Source organism: Caulobacter segnis (assembly GCF_003243465.1).
GTDB classification, from domain to species: domain Bacteria; phylum Pseudomonadota; class Alphaproteobacteria; order Caulobacterales; family Caulobacteraceae; genus Caulobacter; species Caulobacter segnis_A.
On sequence record NZ_QFQZ01000055.1, the window covers coordinates 1 to 16244 of the forward strand.

Below are 16244 nucleotides of genomic sequence, written 5' to 3' on the forward strand. Positions count from 1 at the left end.
TATCAGATTGTCGCTTCTCATCGCTGCCATCGTGGCGCAGCTCTGCCAAGCATGCCTAAATAAAACACTTTTCTGGCCCATTTTCAATACAAGAAACGAAAAAACATTCTCATTCATTCTCCATCAGAAGTTTGCGGGCAGACAGAAATACCTTTGCCCTAAATATTTCCAGACACCAGCGGACACGTTTTCTGGCCTCGTCGATAGTCAGCCATGGCGCAATTACCTGTAGCTCACGGGTAATATCTGAGATTTTTTTCCGTGTAGTGTAATACTGGAGCCCCACCAGATAGACCGGGTCATTTAAATCCAGCGCCAGCAAGACGCTTTGCTCTACAAAGTCAGTGTCATCCTTACGAATTGCCTCATCGATTATGCTTACCGACGGTCGGGGCCAGAGAATTTCATGAGCACGATTCATTGCAAGTTGTCCCCTGAAACCTTCGCTGCGCGCCTGGTTCAATGCGGCAGTAAAACGCTCCAGAGCTTTATCTGACCAGTTCCTCCCTCTCATCCCATTCCAGCAGGAGTGCCCGCGAGGTTTTTTAGGGCCAGTATTTCCCCTTACGCATTCGCCCCAGACCGTAAGTAACGACTTTACCCAGGCTGACTGAACAGATGTCAAAGGAGTGAATTTCCCAAGGTAACTTTTCCGCGGCGCCGTGGCGACAATCCCCATACCCGCTAAATGCTGACGACGTTGAAGTGGTGTCATGTTTTCTCCTTTACGCCAGAACGCCGAGCGCAAAGGCACGGTCCAGCAATTTGATAATAAGCTCAGGTTGTGTGCCGTACTGGCGCTCGAACGCCGCAGGGCTGTTGTGAAGTTCGGTATGGTGTTTTCTGCAGAGGGGAATGGTGAACGCGTCGTGGGCTTTGGTCGCCATGCCACCCTGCCCCCAGCCAATCAGATGATGGGCATCATCGGCGGGGTTGCCGCAGCACGTGCACGGCTGAGTCTTCACCCAGGCCAGGAATTTTGGATTTACCCAGCGAATGCGTTTCGGTCGCGCATAAAACGTCTGTGGCGCAACGGGATCAACCGTGACTGAAACCACCGGCTTTATCGCGGGTGGCGGAGGTAACCCCGCCTTTTTCACTTTATCCGCCAGTATGCCGGTGGCCGGCAGAGACGGGACAATTTCGGATTCGCGCATAACAGACGGCAGGGTTTCAACGGGCAGTCCCAGCGCCCGGCGGGAAACTTCTTCCGGTATGGCCTCAGTGATCCCCCTGAGCACGGACCACCAGCACAGCTCCGGAAGGGTTACTTCGTGGTCGTCGGCAAATCGCAGCTCACCGCGAATGGCGCGCAAAATCCAGGTGGCGGCATTTTTCGCTACGATTTGATCCAGTTCCTGACCGGGGGCTTCACGCAACTGGTTATCGCAGTGCCAGCAAAGCAGTGCAGCACCGCCAGCATGGCGATGCGTAACCAGTTCTTTGTGGTGATAGGTTGAATGCGGCCACTGACACTTTTTACCGCGGCGCCGTAACCAGGCCTCAAGCCCATTAATACCTCCAGCAGCATTAACAACCTTCTGGTGAGTGAAGAACGGGAGCAATGCAGGATCATCAATAAGAATTTGCCGGGCAGGCGGTACGGCGCCAGAAGGAAGGTCAGCCATATTCTCTGGTTGGCGCTCCACCAGTACGCGACCAGAAGTGAAAATATGCATTAACTCGCGACCGGGACGCAGGAGCACAATCCCCATATCCCGGGCAATATCCGGTTTCAGCAAGGCGCGCATTCCACCTCCCGGATGATGATCTGCCCGGTTTCACCCCACACTTTAGTTATACGGCAATCCCATATGTGTGCATCATCAGCAAAGATGGCATCCATTAACGCTTTCAACATGTTGTCGCAGTCAGGCTTAGCCTGGTGTGGCTGGCCGTTATGTTGCTGGCGTTTCTTTTTGCTCCAACTGGCTGGCATAGGCAGGACAAAAGTAACATGCGCACCAGACTCAGGCAGGGCTACGCCACGTAGCCGCACCTCATCGCAGAACGCCCGGTAACGCATAACCTCAGGCCGCTTTTTCCACTTGTCGGCGCGAGTCATACGGGGCTTGCCCATCGGCACGATTGGATAAATTTGTATACTCACTCCCAGTGCCTCCACTGGTAAGTTTTATCTGCACGAGGCGGCTTAGCTGATTCAGGTAATAGCGCGCTGACTATCCATGTCAGATAGTCGGGAGCAAGGCAGATCTGGCCGGCGTTCAGGGTCTTGCCGTTCATGATCCGGGCGGCGGCGGTCGCCAGATCCGCGCCCCGCGACAGGATCACCGGACTCTTGCCGCCGAGTTCGAGTGTGACCGGCACCAGGTTCTCGGCTGCGGCCCGCATGACGTGGCGGGCGACCGAGGTCGCGCCGGTGAACACCAGATGATCGAACGCCAGGCCCGAGAAGGCCTGCCCGACCTCCGGCCCGCCGACGAAGACCGCGACCTCCTCCTCGTCGAAAGCCTTGGCGAACATCGCCTTCAGCAGGTCGGAGGTGGCGGGCGTATATTCCGACGGCTTGATCATCGCGCGATTGCCCGCCGCGAAGATGCCGGCCAGCGGCGCGAAGGTCAGGTTGACCGGGAAGTTCCAGGGACTGATCACCCCGACCACGCCCTTGGGCTGGTACTGGACCGTGGCCTTGGCGCCGAACAGACCCAGGATCGCCGGGGTGGTCTTGCGCTTCTGCGGCCGCATCCACTTGGCGACGTTCTCGCGGGCGAACTTCAGCGGCCCGATCGAGCCGGCGACGTCGGTCAGCGCCGTGGCCTCGGGCGAGCGCGAGCCGAAGTCGGCGTTCACGGCCTTGGCGATCTCGGCCTGGTGTCCGATCAGCAGGTCGATCGAGCGATTGAGCCAGTCGATCCGCTGCTCGGCGCTAAGCGGCCCATCGCGCAGGTGAGCCGTTTTCTGACGGCTCAGCACGTCGTTCATCATCGCCTTGTGCGCATCCAGAGGGTTCACCGGAGCGTTCATGTCTCGCCTCCCAAGGACTGGCGACAGCGCCATGGCCCGCCGCTCATCTTATCAGCGTTCACAATGCGCGCGCATCGCTTTGCGCGCAAGCGAACCTTGTTCGCTCTTAACGGCTCGTAAGAACTCTTTCCCCTAATCTCCCGGTCCGAGCGATCGGCCTTTCTTCGTGGGAAATGGCCGGGCGGGGGAAGTAAAGATGTCTGATGTGGAAACCACGCTGCGTGGTCCGGATGCTTACAAGATCGCGACGCGAGCGCTGCAGCTCATGGAGCGCCACCAGGTGTGGCCGACGGCGCTGAATTTCGAACTCTGGACCCACTATGTCGCCGATCCGGACGGCGCGCTGGCGCGGGAACTGACCCGCCTGATTTCGATCGGCGAGCCGATGACCGAACTGGTCAGCGAGGAGCTGGCCGCCACCTACCTGCCCAAGGCCCGCCTCAACGATCAGATCCGCGACGCCGGCGACGTGCTGTCCAAGGAACTCGAGGCCGTCGCCAAGGCCATCCAGAACGCCCAGAAGTCGAACGCCGCCTTCGGCAAGGAACTGGCGGGCGCGACCAAGGACCTGAACAAGTCCACCGACGTCGAGGCGATCAAGACCGTCGTCTCCAACCTCGCCGACGCCACCCGCCGGGTTCATCGCGAAAACCAGTCACTGGAAACGCGCCTGGCCGAATCCACCTCCGAGGTCGAGCGCCTGCGCGAGCACCTCGAACAGGTCCGCCGCGAAGCGACCACCGACGGCCTGACCAACCTGGCCAACCGCAAGGCGTTCGACGAGGAGCTGGACCGCGCCTGCGCCGAGGCCGACCAGCAAGGCACGACCCTGTGTCTCGCGGTGCTCGACATCGACCATTTCAAGGGCTTCAACGACACCTGGGGCCACCAGACCGGCGACCAGGTCATCCGCTACGTGGCCTCGGTGATCGGCCGCGTCGCCGCCCCGCCGCGCTTCGCGGCCCGTTACGGCGGCGAGGAGTTCGCGATGATCTTCCCGCGCGAGACCTCGGCGGTCATCGCCGCGACGCTGGACGAGATCCGCATCGAGGTGTCGTCGCGAATGCTCAAGCGCCGCTCGACCAACGAAGACCTGGGCGCGATCACCATCTCGTCGGGCTTCGCCGAGCGCCGCCCGGGCGAAAGCGGCCACTCGATCATGGAACGCGCCGACGCGGCCCTCTACGCCTCCAAGCGCAACGGGCGCAACCGCGTGACCTCGGCCGAGGGCATGCCCAGCTCGGCCAACGCGGCCTAGACGTCAAAGTCCTTGCTGACGAACACGCCGCCGGTCCCGCACCGGCGGCGTTTTTCGTTGAAGATTTCGCTAGCCTTCCCAAGGGGCAGAGGCGCCTAGACTTCCCGCAAAAGACCCAGGGAGGTTCAAGGCCGTGGACTACCAGAAGATCCGTGTCTCGACGCAGGACGGCGTCGCCACCGTCACGATCGCCGATCCGGCCTCGCTGAACGCCGCCAGCCTGGAGGTCGCGCGCGAACTCACCCACGCCTTCTCGTCCATCGCCGCCGGCAAGGTCGAGGCGCGCGCGGTGATCCTGACCGGCGAAGGCCGGGGCTTCTGCTCGGGCGCCAACCTGTCGGGCGGCGGCGCGGCCGGGCGTGAGCTGGACGTCGACGGCAAGCCGGACGCCGGCTCGGCGCTGGAGACGATCTACAACCCGCTGATGACCCTGCTGAAGGACTTCCCGCTGCCGATCGTGACGGCAGTGAACGGCCCGGCCGCCGGCGTCGGCTGCTCGATCGCCCTGATGGGCGACATCATCGTGGCGGCGCAGAGCGCCTACTTCCTGCAGGCCTTCCGCCGCATCGGTCTGGTGCCCGACGGCGGCTCGACCTACCTGCTGCCACGCCTGGTGGGCAAGGCGCGGGCCATGGAGATGATGCTGCTGGGCGACAAGATCTCGGCGGCCACGGCGCTGCAGTGGGGCCTGGTCAACCGCTGCGTGCCCGACGAGGAGCTGATCGGCGCCGCGACCGCCATCGCGCAGGAACTGGCGCGCGGCCCGGCGGCGCTGGGCGCAATCCGCAAGCTGGTCTGGGACAGCCTCGACGCCGACTGGACCGGCCAGCTGCACGCCGAACGCAAGGCTCAGAAGGTCGCCGGCAAGACCGAGGACTTCATCGAGGGCGTCACCGCCTTCCTCCAGAAGCGCGCGGCGGCGTTCAAGGGGCGCTAGCCGGCCAAGTACGGCTTGTAGCTCTTCTCCTCGACGATCTCGGAGCCGGCGGCTTCGTTGATCGCGCGCTTGATGGCGGCGCGGCGGTCGTTGTCGATGTAGACGCGGCGGGCCAGGGCCACGAAGTCCGGGCCGAAGTCCTGCCGGCGTTCGCAGTCGCGCTTGCCGTCCTCGATGTCCCAGAGCGCGGCGTTGACGGCGGTGAGTTCCTCGGTCAGCCGGGCGATGTCGGGGGTGTCGGGCAGGTGCTCGCGCGCGGTGGCCTCCAGCAGGGCCAGCTCCTTGCGGACATTGGCCTCCTTGGCCGGATCGCCGATGCGTTCGGCCTTGACCCGCAGGATCGTGATCTTGTCGACCAGTTCGCCCGCCGAGATCGGCGCGAGGATGGACATTCAGGCGGCTCCGGACACGAGCTTTTCGAGCGCCGCCCAGGCCGCATCGACCGGCAGGGCGCCCATGCTGCTTCCGTAGTCCTCCGCGACCAGCATCTCAAGCCGCGCGGCGGCGGGACGGAACTTCACGGCCTTGCGGCGGTCCTGCTGCAGCGATAGCAGCGGCGCTCCGCCAGCGGCCAGCATGTGGCCGGGCCCCGCGTCGTTGGCGACGCCCGCCGCCAGCCGTCCGGCCAGGGCGATCACGAGCAGCGGCCCCTTCACCGGCAGGCCGTCCGTCCGGTTACGCTCGGGCTGCAGGGCCAGCGGGACTTCGCGCGCGGCGATGGCGGCGTCCTCGGCCTCGTCGGGTCCGAAAAAGAACACCGGCGTCCAGTCCCTGGCGACGATCCGGTGGGCCAGCTCCAGGTAGTTCTCCAGCGGCCAGCGCTTGTCCTGGCCGCCGGCGCCGGGCGCGAGGCCGACATACGTCGCCCCAGTCGGAAGCAGAAGCTCGGCGGCCTTCAGGGCGTCGGGGTTTGTCAGGGCCAGGGGCTTCGGCGCGCCCCGCCCGTCCGTGGCCAAGGCCAGCAGCCGCGCCAGGCGATCGGTCACCGCCACCGGCCAGTCTTGGCGCCGCGCCTCTCGCGCCGCCGAGACGAAGCGCCCAGCCGCCCCGCGCCGGGCGACGCCGCCGCGCCGGAGGTTCTCCTGGGTGTCGATAACGAGGTCGAACTTGCGGCCGCCGAACGGTTTGGACCACGGCAAGCTGTCGCGTGGCTTCGCCCCGTTCGCGCCCTCCAGGAACACCTCGTCGACGTATCCCGCGACGACGGCCTTGAGCGGCCCGGCATAGACCGTCTCGCCCTTGGCGGCGCACCAGCTGATCCGCGCGTCTGGGAACGCCGCGCGCAGGCCGGCGATGAAGGGCAGCTTGATCAGCCCGTCGCCGATCACCTCGCCCATCGAATAGATGAGTATCGTCTGGACCATGGCCGGGCTTAGGCCGCGCCGCGGCCGGCGGTCAATGCGGCTTGCTAGACACCCTTTCACGATAGGCTAGTTTCCAGCCTAGAGTTTAAGGAGTGGACTTGGCGCAAGAACGTGCGAGCGGCAGCATGAGGCGCAAGGATATTGGCACAATGGCGCTCCCTTACGGCGCGGCCATCGCGCTCGTCGTTGCGGCTTGGCTCGCCGGAGGATTAGCCGGCGCCGAGGCAACGTTCGGGGCACGCGCCGGGATCGCGATCGTCCTCGTCTTGGCAGCATTCATCGGCTGGCTGGCGACCATGTTCCGTGCTGCTCGACGCCTACGGGTATGGGCATTTATTGCTTTGCCCAGCGTCGTGCTCGTGGTGCTGACGGCGACAGGCATCCCGTCTCTCATGGGGGCGTGTATTTTGGCCAGAGCCTGTATCTAAACCGCGACCGGACACTCCGCCGGAACCGCCACGAACGTTCCCTCCGCCCGGCGCTTCTCGAAATGCTTCTGCGCACAGCCGCCCGAGCACAGGATGCCGGTGTCGGACCAGTAGAGCGGCGCCTCGTCCTCATGGCGGAAGCTGGGCGCGCCCCAGGGCAGGCCGCATTCGACGCAGGACGGGGTCTTGGCCAGCATTACTCGTGGACCTCGGCGGCGGGCTGGATCGTGACGCTCTCGCCGCAGCCGCAGGCGTCGGTTTCGTTGGGATTGTGGAACACGAACTTCGAGGACAGCTTGCTGATCTCGTAGTCGATCTCGGTGCCGATCAGGAAAAGCACCGCCTTGGGCTCGATCAGGATCGTGACGCCCTTGTCCTCGACCACCTCGTCGATCGGCCCCTTCGTCTCGGCGTATTCGAAGACGTATTCCTGGCCGGCGCAGCCGCCGTTCTTCACGCCCACCCGCAGGCCGACATAGGGCTTGTCGGCCTTGTCCATGATCTCCTTCACGCGCGCGGCCGCGGCGTCGGTCAGGGTGACGACCTTCGGGCGCGGGCGGCGGGGACGCGTGGCGACTGTCGGTTCCATGGGCTCGAACTCCCTGACTTCCGACCTCCCCGGCGAATGCCGGGGTCCAGATCCATCCGGAACGGCGCCGGGTTTCAGCTGGGTCCCGGCATTCGCCGGGAAGATCGGAGGAAAGATACTAGAACATATTCAACTGCAGCTTGGCCTCGTCGCTCATGCGCGAGGAGTCCCACGGCGGATCGAAGACGAGATCGACCGCGCAGGACTTCAGGCCCGGGATCTCCATGACCGCGTCCTTGACCCAGCCTGGCATCTCGCCGGCCACCGGGCAGCCCGGGGCGGTCAGGGTCATCTCGATGGCCACGTCCTTGTCGTCCGAGACGTCGACCTTGTAGATCAGGCCCAGCTCATAGATGTCGACCGGGATTTCCGGGTCGTAGACCGTCTTCAGCTTCTCGATCAGCTGATCGGTCAGCCGGTTCAGCTCGTCTTGCGAGAGAGCCGAAGCGGGTTCGGGAGTGGCGGCGGCGGCGTCGGTCATGAAGCGGCTCAACTGAAGAAACTGCGGGCCTTGGCCAGCGCGTCGACGAACGCGTCGGCCTCGGCCTCGGTGTTATATAGGGCGAAGGAAGCCCGGGCGCTCGAGGTGACCCCGAAACGGCGCATCAGGGGCTCGGCGCAGTGGGTGCCGGCGCGCACGGCGACGCCGTAGCGGTCCAGCACCTGGGCGATGTCGTGGGCGTGGGCGCCCTCGACCGTGAAGGACAGCACCGCGCCCTTGCCCGGCGCCTCACCCAGGATCCGCACGCCGTCGACGCCGCGCAGCCGTTCGGCGACGCGCTCATAGAGGGCGTGCTCGTGGGCGAAGATCGCGTCGCGATCCAGGCCGTTCAGCCACTCGATCGCCGCGCCCAGGCCCACGGCCTCGAGGATCGCCGGCGTGCCGGCCTCGAAGCGATGCGGCGGATCGGCGTAGGTGATCTTGTCGAGCGTCACCGTGCCGATCATCTCGCCGCCGCCCTGGTAAGGCGGCAGCGCCGCCAGGCGCTCCGCCTTGCCGTAGAGCACGCCGATGCCGGTCGGGCCGTAAAGCTTGTGGCCGGAGAAGACGTAGTAGTCGACGTCCAGCGCCTTGACGTCGACCTTGGTGTGGACCACGCCCTGGCAACCGTCCAGCAGCACCGGCGCGCCGGCCGCGTGCGCCAGGCGGACGATCTCGGCGACGTCGTTGACCGTGCCGAGCACGTTCGACATGTGGGTGACGGCGACCATCTTGGTCTTGTCCGACAGCAGGCCCTTGTAGGCCTCCATGTCCAGCCGCCCGTCATCCAGCACCGGGATGAACTTCAGGACCACGCCCTTGCGCTCGCGCAGGAAGTGCCACGGCACGATGTTGGCGTGGTGCTCCATCTCGGAGAGCACGATCTCGTCGCCGGCGTTCAGCGACAGGCCGAACGAGCTGGCGACCAAGTTCACCGCCTCGGTCGCGCTCTTGGTCCAGACGATCTCGTCGCGCTCGGCGTTGATGAAGCGCGCGACGGTTTCCCGCGCCTTTTCATAGGCTTCGGTCGTTTCATTCGCCAGGGTGTGCAGGCCGCGATGGACGTTGGCGTAGGAGGTGCGGGCCAGCCCCATCATGGCGTCCAGCACCGCGTCCGGCTTCTGGGCGCTAGCGGCGCTGTCGAGATAAATCAACGGCTTGCCGTGGACTTCTCGCGCCAGGATCGGAAACTGGGCGCGGATCGCGGCGACGTCGTAGGGGGCGTCGAAGGCCATCAGGCGTCGCTCCCGAGCTTGCGGGCGACCCAGGCGGCGGCGACCTCGCGGGCGCCCTCGTGCTCGATCCGCTCGATCACCTCGCCGAGGAAGGCCACGGTCAGCATGGCCTTGGCCTCGGCCTCGGGAATGCCGCGCTGCTCGGCGTAGAACAGCACCTCGTCGTCCAGCGCGCCGATCGTGTTGCCGTGGGCGCAGGAGACGTCGTCGGCGAAGATCAGGAGTTCGGGCTTGGCGTCGATCTCGGCCTTGTCCGACAGGATCAGGGCGTGGTGGCCCATCCGCGCATCGGTCTGGTCGGCGCCCTTCTCGACGACGATCCGCCCTTGGAAGACGCCGCGCGCCTGGTCGGTGACCATGCCCTTGGTCAGCTGGCTGGTGACGCCGTCGAGCCCGCCGTGGGTGACGACGCTGGTCAGGTCGGCGTGGCGCTGGGCGTCGAGCAGATAGGCGCCGTCCAGGCGGACCTCGGCGTGGGCGTCGGGATGGCGGACGCGGGTCTCGATCCGCTGGCGACGCGCGCCGCCGGTCAGGACGGTCTGGGCGAACTTGGCGCCGGGAGCCAGGGCGACGTCGGCGGTGACGACGTTGATCGCTTCGGCCTCGTCATCGACCAGCACGATGCGCTCCAGCGAGGCGCCCTCGCCCACGGCGATGTCGATCGCGACGTCGGAGACGTAACCGGCGGCGCGGCCTTCATGGCTTTCCAGCAGGACGAGGCTTTCGCCCGGCTTCACCACGACCGCATGGCTGGCGCCCTGCGAAGCCTTGTCGGCCAGGGCGACGAAGCGCAGGGCGACGACGCCCGAGGCGGCGTCGGAGCCCGCCATGCGGCGGCCGTTGACGAACACGGTCTCGACATCGGCCAACCCCGCGAACGGACCGGCCGGAACGTCGTCGTCGTAGGCCGGCGCGACCGGCGGCAGGACCTTCAGCAGGCCCCGCAGGTCGGTCCAGCGCCAGTCCTCGTCGCGCCGCGACGGCAGCGCCGAGAGGTCGCCGGTCTTGAGGGCGGTCGAAAGGGTCAAGCCGCCGCCCCCACGATGCGGTCATAGCCTTCCGCTTCAAGCTGCAGGGCCAGTTCCGGACCGCCCGAGGCGACGATGCGGCCGGCCGCCAGCACGTGGACCTTGTCGGGTTTGATATGGTCCAGCAGGCGCTGGTAGTGGGTGATGACCAGCATGCCGCGCTCGGGCGAGCGCAGGGCGTTGACGCCTTCGGAAACGATCTTCAGGGCGTCGATATCCAGGCCGCTATCGGTCTCGTCGAGGATGAGGAACTTCGGCGAAAGCATGGACATCTGGAAGATTTCCATCCGCTTCTTCTCGCCGCCCGAGAAGCCGACGTTCAGGCCGCGCTTGAGCATCTCGAAGTCGATCTTCAGCGCCGCCGCCTTCTCCTTGGCCAGCTTCAGGAAGGCCGGGGCCGCGATCTCGTCCTCGCCCCGCGCGCGGCGCTGGGCGTTGAGGGCGGTGCGGATGAAGGTCAGGGCCGGAACGCCCGGAATTTCCAGCGGATATTGGAACGACAGGAACAGGCCCTGGGCCGCTCGCTCGTTCGGCTCCAGCGACAGCAGGTCCTCGCCGTTGAGCATCGCTGAGCCCTCGGTGACCTCATAGCCGTCGCGGCCGGTCAGCACGTAGGACAGGGTCGACTTGCCGGCGCCGTTCGGGCCCATGATCGCGTGGACCTCGCCGGCCGGCACGTCCAGCGTGACGCCCTTCAGGATCGGCTTGTCCTCGACGCGGGCGTGAAGGTTCTTGATGGAGAGCATTTAACCGACGGATCCTTCGAGAGAAATCGCCACGAGCTTCTGGGCCTCGACGGCGAATTCCATGGGCAGTTGCTGCAGAACGTCCTTGACGAAGCCGTTGACCAGCAGGGCCACGGCCTCCTCCTGGTTCAGGCCGCGCTGCTGGCAGTAGAACAGCTGGTCGTCCGACAGCCGCGTGGTGGTGGCCTCGTGCTCGAACACCGACTGGCCGTTGCGGGCCTCGATGTAGGGCACGGTGTGGGCCGCGCAGTCCTTGCCGATCAGCAGGCTGTCGCACTGGGTGAAGTTGCGCGCGCCCTTGGCCTTGGGATGGGCCGAGACCAGGCCGCGATAGGTCGAGGTCGACTTGCCGGCGCTGATGCCCTTGGCGACGATCCGCGAGCGGGTGTTGGCGCCCAGGTGGATCATCTTGGTGCCGGTGTCGGCCTGCTGATGGCCGTTGGTGACGGCGATCGAATAGAACTCGCCCGAGCTCCCCTCGCCGCGCAGCACGCAGGACGGATATTTCCAGGTGATGGCCGAGCCGGTCTCGACCTGGGTCCACGAGACCTTGGAGCGATCGCCGCGGCAGTCGGCGCGCTTGGTCACGAAGTTGTAGATGCCGCCCTTGCCGGTCTCGGGATCGCCCGGGTACCAGTTCTGGACGGTCGAGTACTTGATCTCGGCGTCGTCCAGCAGGACGAGCTCGACCACCGCCGCGTGCAGCTGGTTCTCGTCGCGCATCGGGGCCGTGCAGCCTTCCAGATACGAGACGTAGGCGCCCTTGTCGGCGATGATCAGGGTGCGCTCGAACTGCCCGGAATCCTTGGCGTTGATCCGGAAATAGGTCGACAGCTCCATCGGGCAGCGCACGCCCGGCGGGACGTAGACGAACGAGCCGTCCGAGAACACCGCGCTGTTGAGGCAGGCGAAATAGTTGTCCGAGGTCGGCACCACGCTGCCCAGGTACTGGCGGACCAGTTCGGGGTGCTCGCGGATCGCCTCGCTCATCGAGCAGAAGATGACGCCGGCCTGGGCCAGCTCCTTCTTAAAGGTCGTCACCACGCTGACGCTGTCGAACACGGCGTCTACGGCGTAGCGCGGCGCGCCTTCAACCCCGGCCAGAACCGCCTGCTCCTTCAACGGGATGCCGAGCTTTTCGTAGACGGCCAGCAGCTCCGGATCGACCTCGTCCAGGCTCTTGGGGCCTTCCTTGGTCTTCGGCGCGGCGTAGTAATAGGTGTCCTGGTAGTCGATCGGCGGATAGCTGACCTTGGCCCAGTCGGGCTCGTCCATCGCCAGCCAGCGGCGATAGGCGTCAAGCCGCCACTCCAGCATCCATTCCGGCTCGTCCTTCTTGGCCGAGATGAAGCGCACGATGTCCTCGGAGAGGCCCTTGGGGGCGAACTCCTGGTCGATTTCGGTCGTAAAGCCGTGCTCGTACTTCTCGAGCGCGGCGACGGTTTCGACAGTCTCTTTTACCGCGGCCACTAAGCCACCTCCCGGCGCCGGGCGCCGATACGCTTCCAGGCGGCGAGCCAGGCGTCGCCGCACTTGATCCAATCGTCTTCCGTGCTCGCCCAGCCGCCGCTGACACGCAGGGCGAACGGGGCGAGATCGGCGCGGCCCATGGCTTCCACCACGCGGCTGGCCTTGACCTTGCCCGACGAGCAGGCGCTGCCGGCGCTGACCATGACCCCGGCCAGGTCCATGTTCATGACCTGGACCTCGGAGCCGAAGCCCTCACCGGCGAAACACAGGGTCTGCGGCAGACGTTCAGCGCCTTCACCCAGGATAACCGCGCCTTCGGCCTTGAGCCGCTGCGCCAGGGCGTCGCGCCATTGGGCCTGTTCGGCCATCGAGGCAAGGCCTTCCTGGGCCGCCTTGGCCGCCGCGCCGAAAGCGGCGATACCGGCGACATTCTCGGTGCCGGCCCGACGGCCGCGCTCCTGACCACCGCCATGCAGGCGACGGGTGACGATGGCGCGCGTTCCGGCGACCAGGGCGCCGACGCCCTGCGGCCCGCCCAGCTTGTGCGCCGACAGGGCCATGGTGTCGGCGCCGAGACCGGAGAAATCGACGGGGATCTTGCCGGCGGCCTGGACGGCGTCGACATGCAGCCAGCCGTCGGCGGCGCGCACCAAGGCGGAGGCCTTATCCACAGGCTGGATGACGCCCGTCTCGTTGTTGGCCAGCATCAGGCAGACCAGGGTCTTGCCCGGCTTTTCAAGCGCTTGCGCCAGCCAGCCGAGATCGGCGACGCCGTGGTTATCCACTGGCAGGACCTCGACCGGCAGGCCAGAGACCTTGGCGGTCTCGGTCACCGCGTCGTGCTCGATGGCGGAGAGAATGATGCGCTCGACGCCGGTGGCCTTGGCGCTCTCGATGGCGAGCGCGTTGGCTTCCGTCCCGCCGCTCACGAAGGTGACGGAGCCGGCCGGCACGCCGACCAGGGCGGCGACCTCGGCGCGGGCGCGCTCGACCACATCGCGGGCGGCGCGGCCGGCGGCATGAACCGACGACGGATTGGCCGGGTTCTCGAGCGCGCGCAGCAGCGCTTCGCGCGCTTCCGGCCGCAGAGGCGCCGTGGCGTTGTAGTCGAGATAGATGGAAGGGCGGGAGGCGTTCACTCGGCCGCGATCTCCATCGGACGCGCGGGACGCAGCTCGCCCGCCAGCACGTCGGCGACCGAAACGCTGGCCAGATAGCCGTGGATCTGCCGGCCCATTTCTTCCCAGAGATTATGCGTCATGCAGCGCTCGCCGCCGGCCATGCAGCCCTTGGCCTGGCCCTTGGTGAAGTTGCAGCGGGTGGCGCGCAGCGGTTCGTCGACCGCGAGAACGATGTCGGCGATGAAGGTCTCGGCCGAGGCCTTGGCCAGGCGATAACCGCCGCCAGGGCCGCGCGCGCTGATCACCAGGCCCTTGCGGCGCAGGCGCGCGAAGAGCTGTTCCAGATAAGAAAGCGAGATTTGTTGGCGCGCGGCGATCTCGGCCAGGGCCACCGCGCGGCCCTCGCCTTCGTCCTGGCGCTTGGCCAGGTCGGTCATCGCCATGACCGCGTATCGCCCTTTCGTGCTCAGGCGCATCAGCCTTACCCCTTGCAGATTCCGCGCGCATCGGCTTTTGCGTGTGCTACAAGCCGCGACTTCGCGCGCGGGCCGTCGGTCCGCTTGCTGGCTGCGATTTAGGAAGACCAAGCGCAGCGGTCAAGTATTCTGGCGACCCAATCGTCGGATATCGGATCGCTGTCGAGCTGAAGGGGACGACATGCCTGATGTGATTTTGACCGGCGCGTCTGGACGGATCGAGGGTCGCTATTCTCCGGGCAAGACCGAGACGGCGCCGATCGCCCTGATCCTGCACCCGCACCCCAAGGCCGGCGGTCACATGAACCATCCGGTCGCGGTGCAGCTGTACCACCTGTTCATGAAGCGCGGTTTCGCGACCCTGCGCTTCAACTTCCGCGGGGTGGGCCGCAGCCAAGGCGAGTTCGACAGCGGCATCGGCGAGCTGGCCGACGCGGCCACGGCGCTGGACTGGCTGCAGACGTCCAATCCGGCCGCCAGCCAGACCTGGGTCGCCGGCTTCGACTTCGGCGCCTATATCGGCATGCAGCTCCTGATGCGCCGCCCGGAGACGGACGGCTTCATCTCGGTCTCGCCGCCGACCAACATGTACGACTTCAGCTTCCTGGCCCCCTGCCCGGCCTCGGGCCTGTTCCTGACCGGCTCGGCCGACACCATCACCCCGCCGGTCGAGGTGGAGCGCGTGGTCACCAAGCTGCGCACCCAGAAGGGCATCACGATCGACTACGAGGTCATCGACAAGGCCAGCCACTTCTGGACCGAGCACCTGCCCAGCGTCGAGAAGAGCGTCAGCGACTATCTCGACAAGCGCCTGGCGGAAAATCCGATCTAGGACTGCAGGTCCAAACGCTTCAAAGGCCTCCCTTCGGGGAGGCCTTTTTCGTTTCAGGGCGCGACGATCCGCCCGCCGGTCATCGGCGCCGTCACGCCCGTGGTGCCGGGGAAGCTGATCGGCAGCCCATTGGCCGTGCGGGCGGCTAGGTAGGCGAAGGCCTCGGCCTCGATGCTGTCGCCGCGCCAGCCGTAGTCCTCGGCGGTCTTGACCGGCACGGGCGCGCGCTCGGTGAGGGCGCGCATGATCTGCGGATTGTGACGCCCGCCGCCGCAGACGATCAGGGCGCTGGGCCGCGCGCCGTGATCGAAGGCCTTGATCGCCGCCTCGGCCGTGAAGGCGACGAGCGTGGCGGCGGCGTCCTCGGCCGACAGCGGCTCGACCAGGTCAAGCGGGAAGTCGTAGCGGTCCAGCGACTTGGGCGCGGGGCCAGCGAAGTAGTCGCTGGCCAGGAAGGCGTCGAGAATCGCCTGGTCGACCTTTCCGGCGGCGGCCAGGCGGCCGTTCTCATCGAATCGGCCAAGACCCCGCTCCTGAAGCATCAGGTCGATCATGCCGTTGCCGGGGCCGGTGTCGAAGGCTAGCAGGTCGTCGCCTTCCCCGATCAGGGTGATGTTGGCCACCCCGCCGATGTTGAGCGCCGCCACCGGCGCGGCGAGACCCGAGGCCCGGGCGCGGGCGGCGTGGTAGATCGGGGCCAGCGGCGCCCCCTGTCCGCCCGCCGCCACGTCGGCGGTGCGAAAGTCGAAGGCCACTGGGCGTCCCGTAGCCTTGGCCAGCCGCTCGGCGTCGAGAAGTTGGACCGTCCGGCCGATCCGCTCGGGCGTCGGGCGCTCGTGCAGCACGGTCTGGCCATGGACGCCCAGCAGGTCGAACTCGTTCCAGGACAGGCCGTGTTCGGCCAGGAAACTCTCGGCGGCGTGGAGATGCTCGTCGGCGACGACCTGGGCGGCCTCGGCGAAGATGTCGGGCGCGGGCTTGTCGCGCGGCCAGCCCCGGGCGACCTCTGTGGCGACCAGCAAGAGGTCCCGGGTCTCTTCCCTAAGCTTGCGCTCGCCAGCGAGGCCAAAGGCCTGAATGTCGTGGCCGTCCGTCTCCAGCACCGCCATGTCGACCGCGTCCAGCGAGGTGCCGGTCATGAATCCCAGGATCTTCATGGGATCGTTGACTGCCACGGCCGCGAAACGGTAGCTAGGCCCCATGATCGACGCTTTCGTCCTGGCCCGCCCCTATTACCGCCCGCTGCCATAGCGGGAGGCCGACCAGACACGTCGCTTAGCCCCCGCCTCGCCGG

20 protein-coding genes and 1 pseudogene are annotated in these 16244 nt (G+C 66.2%); 5 read left to right on the forward strand and 16 right to left on the reverse strand.

Annotated elements, in window-relative coordinates:
• Positions 1-109 precede the first annotated feature (109 nt).
• The 4 genes and pseudogenes from DI526_RS15905 to DI526_RS15920 form a co-directional block, all read right to left on the reverse strand.
• Entirely contained in the window at positions 110-715 is a 606-nt protein-coding gene (locus DI526_RS15905) for a hypothetical protein (protein ID WP_304280000.1), read from the reverse strand.
• A gap of 10 nt (positions 716-725) precedes the next feature.
• On the reverse strand, positions 726-1751 hold the full coding sequence (locus DI526_RS15910) for a DUF968 domain-containing protein (protein ID WP_304280001.1): 1026 nt from the start codon (positions 1749-1751) through the stop codon (positions 726-728).
• On the reverse strand, positions 1736-2080 hold the full coding sequence (locus tag DI526_RS15915; RefSeq protein WP_283775927.1) for a RusA family crossover junction endodeoxyribonuclease: 345 nt from the start codon (positions 2078-2080) through the stop codon (positions 1736-1738). The genes DI526_RS15910 and DI526_RS15915 overlap by 16 nt, the downstream gene beginning before the upstream one ends.
• Positions 2081-2190: 110 nt before the next feature.
• A pseudogene (locus DI526_RS15920) lies at positions 2191-2985 on the reverse strand (aldehyde dehydrogenase family protein); the annotation flags it as partial.
• A 196-nt stretch (positions 2986-3181) separates the two neighbouring features.
• Here DI526_RS15920 and DI526_RS15925 point away from each other — a divergent pair.
• Both DI526_RS15925 and DI526_RS15930 read left to right on the forward strand, forming a co-directional pair.
• Positions 3182-4243, forward strand: coding sequence for a GGDEF domain-containing protein (locus tag DI526_RS15925; RefSeq protein ID WP_304280004.1), 1062 nt, complete (start codon positions 3182-3184; stop codon positions 4241-4243).
• A gap of 133 nt (positions 4244-4376) precedes the next feature.
• Positions 4377-5180, forward strand: coding sequence for an enoyl-CoA hydratase/isomerase (locus DI526_RS15930; RefSeq protein WP_304280007.1), 804 nt, complete (start codon positions 4377-4379; stop codon positions 5178-5180).
• Here DI526_RS15930 and DI526_RS15935 read toward each other — a convergent pair.
• Both DI526_RS15935 and DI526_RS15940 read right to left on the reverse strand, forming a co-directional pair.
• Positions 5177-5572 (reverse strand): DUF6165 family protein, encoded by a 396-nt coding sequence (locus DI526_RS15935; protein ID WP_304280009.1) that lies wholly within the window; start codon positions 5570-5572, stop codon positions 5177-5179. The two genes, DI526_RS15930 and DI526_RS15935, sit on opposite strands and share 4 nt — an antisense overlap.
• Positions 5573-6544 carry a glycosyltransferase family 9 protein gene (locus DI526_RS15940; protein WP_304280012.1) on the reverse strand — a complete coding sequence of 324 codons (972 nt, stop codon included), beginning with the start codon at positions 6542-6544 and terminating at the stop codon, positions 5573-5575.
• Positions 6545-6642: 98 nt separating this feature from the next.
• Between DI526_RS15940 and DI526_RS15945 the strand changes: the two genes are divergently transcribed.
• Positions 6643-6972: a hypothetical protein gene (locus DI526_RS15945; RefSeq protein WP_304280015.1), complete on the forward strand. Its 330-nt coding sequence runs from the start codon at positions 6643-6645 to the stop codon at positions 6970-6972.
• Here DI526_RS15945 and DI526_RS15950 read toward each other — a convergent pair.
• The 9 genes from DI526_RS15950 to DI526_RS15990 form a co-directional block, all read right to left on the reverse strand.
• A complete protein-coding gene (locus DI526_RS15950) occupies positions 6969-7169 on the reverse strand; it encodes a hypothetical protein (protein ID WP_304280018.1) in 201 nt (66 codons plus the stop codon). The two genes, DI526_RS15945 and DI526_RS15950, sit on opposite strands and share 4 nt — an antisense overlap.
• On the reverse strand, positions 7169-7561 hold the full coding sequence (locus DI526_RS15955; RefSeq protein WP_304280021.1) for an iron-sulfur cluster assembly accessory protein: 393 nt from the start codon (positions 7559-7561) through the stop codon (positions 7169-7171). Before DI526_RS15955 ends, DI526_RS15950 begins: the two co-directional genes overlap by 1 nt.
• Positions 7562-7679: 118 nt before the next feature.
• Positions 7680-8042: an SUF system Fe-S cluster assembly protein gene (locus tag DI526_RS15960; RefSeq protein WP_304280024.1), complete on the reverse strand. Its 363-nt coding sequence runs from the start codon at positions 8040-8042 to the stop codon at positions 7680-7682.
• Positions 8043-8050: 8 nt separating this feature from the next.
• Entirely contained in the window at positions 8051-9277 is a 1227-nt protein-coding gene (locus DI526_RS15965) for an aminotransferase class V-fold PLP-dependent enzyme (protein ID WP_304280027.1), read from the reverse strand.
• Positions 9277-10305: a Fe-S cluster assembly protein SufD gene (sufD, locus tag DI526_RS15970; RefSeq protein WP_304280030.1), complete on the reverse strand. Its 1029-nt coding sequence runs from the start codon at positions 10303-10305 to the stop codon at positions 9277-9279. The genes DI526_RS15965 and sufD overlap by 1 nt, the downstream gene beginning before the upstream one ends.
• Positions 10302-11051, reverse strand: a complete 750-nt coding sequence (gene sufC / locus DI526_RS15975; protein ID WP_304280033.1) for a Fe-S cluster assembly ATPase SufC — start codon at positions 11049-11051, stop codon at positions 10302-10304. The genes sufD and sufC overlap by 4 nt, the downstream gene beginning before the upstream one ends.
• Positions 11052-12521, reverse strand: a complete 1470-nt coding sequence (sufB, locus tag DI526_RS15980) for a Fe-S cluster assembly protein SufB (protein ID WP_099535654.1) — start codon at positions 12519-12521, stop codon at positions 11052-11054.
• A complete protein-coding gene (locus tag DI526_RS15985) occupies positions 12521-13660 on the reverse strand; it encodes a cysteine desulfurase family protein (RefSeq protein ID WP_304280037.1) in 1140 nt (379 codons plus the stop codon). The genes sufB and DI526_RS15985 overlap by 1 nt, the downstream gene beginning before the upstream one ends.
• Positions 13657-14118 (reverse strand): Rrf2 family transcriptional regulator, encoded by a 462-nt coding sequence (locus DI526_RS15990; protein WP_304280039.1) that lies wholly within the window; start codon positions 14116-14118, stop codon positions 13657-13659. The genes DI526_RS15985 and DI526_RS15990 overlap by 4 nt, the downstream gene beginning before the upstream one ends.
• A 181-nt stretch (positions 14119-14299) precedes the next feature.
• Between DI526_RS15990 and DI526_RS15995 the strand changes: the two genes are divergently transcribed.
• Complete coding sequence (locus DI526_RS15995; RefSeq protein WP_304280040.1) at positions 14300-14950, forward strand: alpha/beta hydrolase; 651 nt, start codon at positions 14300-14302, stop codon at positions 14948-14950.
• Positions 14951-15003: 53 nt separating this feature from the next.
• Here the strand turns inward: DI526_RS15995 and DI526_RS16000 are convergent, their stop codons facing one another.
• Positions 15004-16107: an anhydro-N-acetylmuramic acid kinase gene (locus DI526_RS16000; protein WP_304280045.1), complete on the reverse strand. Its 1104-nt coding sequence runs from the start codon at positions 16105-16107 to the stop codon at positions 15004-15006.
• Positions 16108-16150: 43 nt separating this feature from the next.
• Between DI526_RS16000 and DI526_RS16005 the strand changes: the two genes are divergently transcribed.
• Positions 16151-16201 carry a hypothetical protein gene (locus tag DI526_RS16005; RefSeq protein WP_024265744.1) on the forward strand — a complete coding sequence of 17 codons (51 nt, stop codon included), beginning with the start codon at positions 16151-16153 and terminating at the stop codon, positions 16199-16201.
• Positions 16202-16244 lie beyond the last annotated feature (43 nt).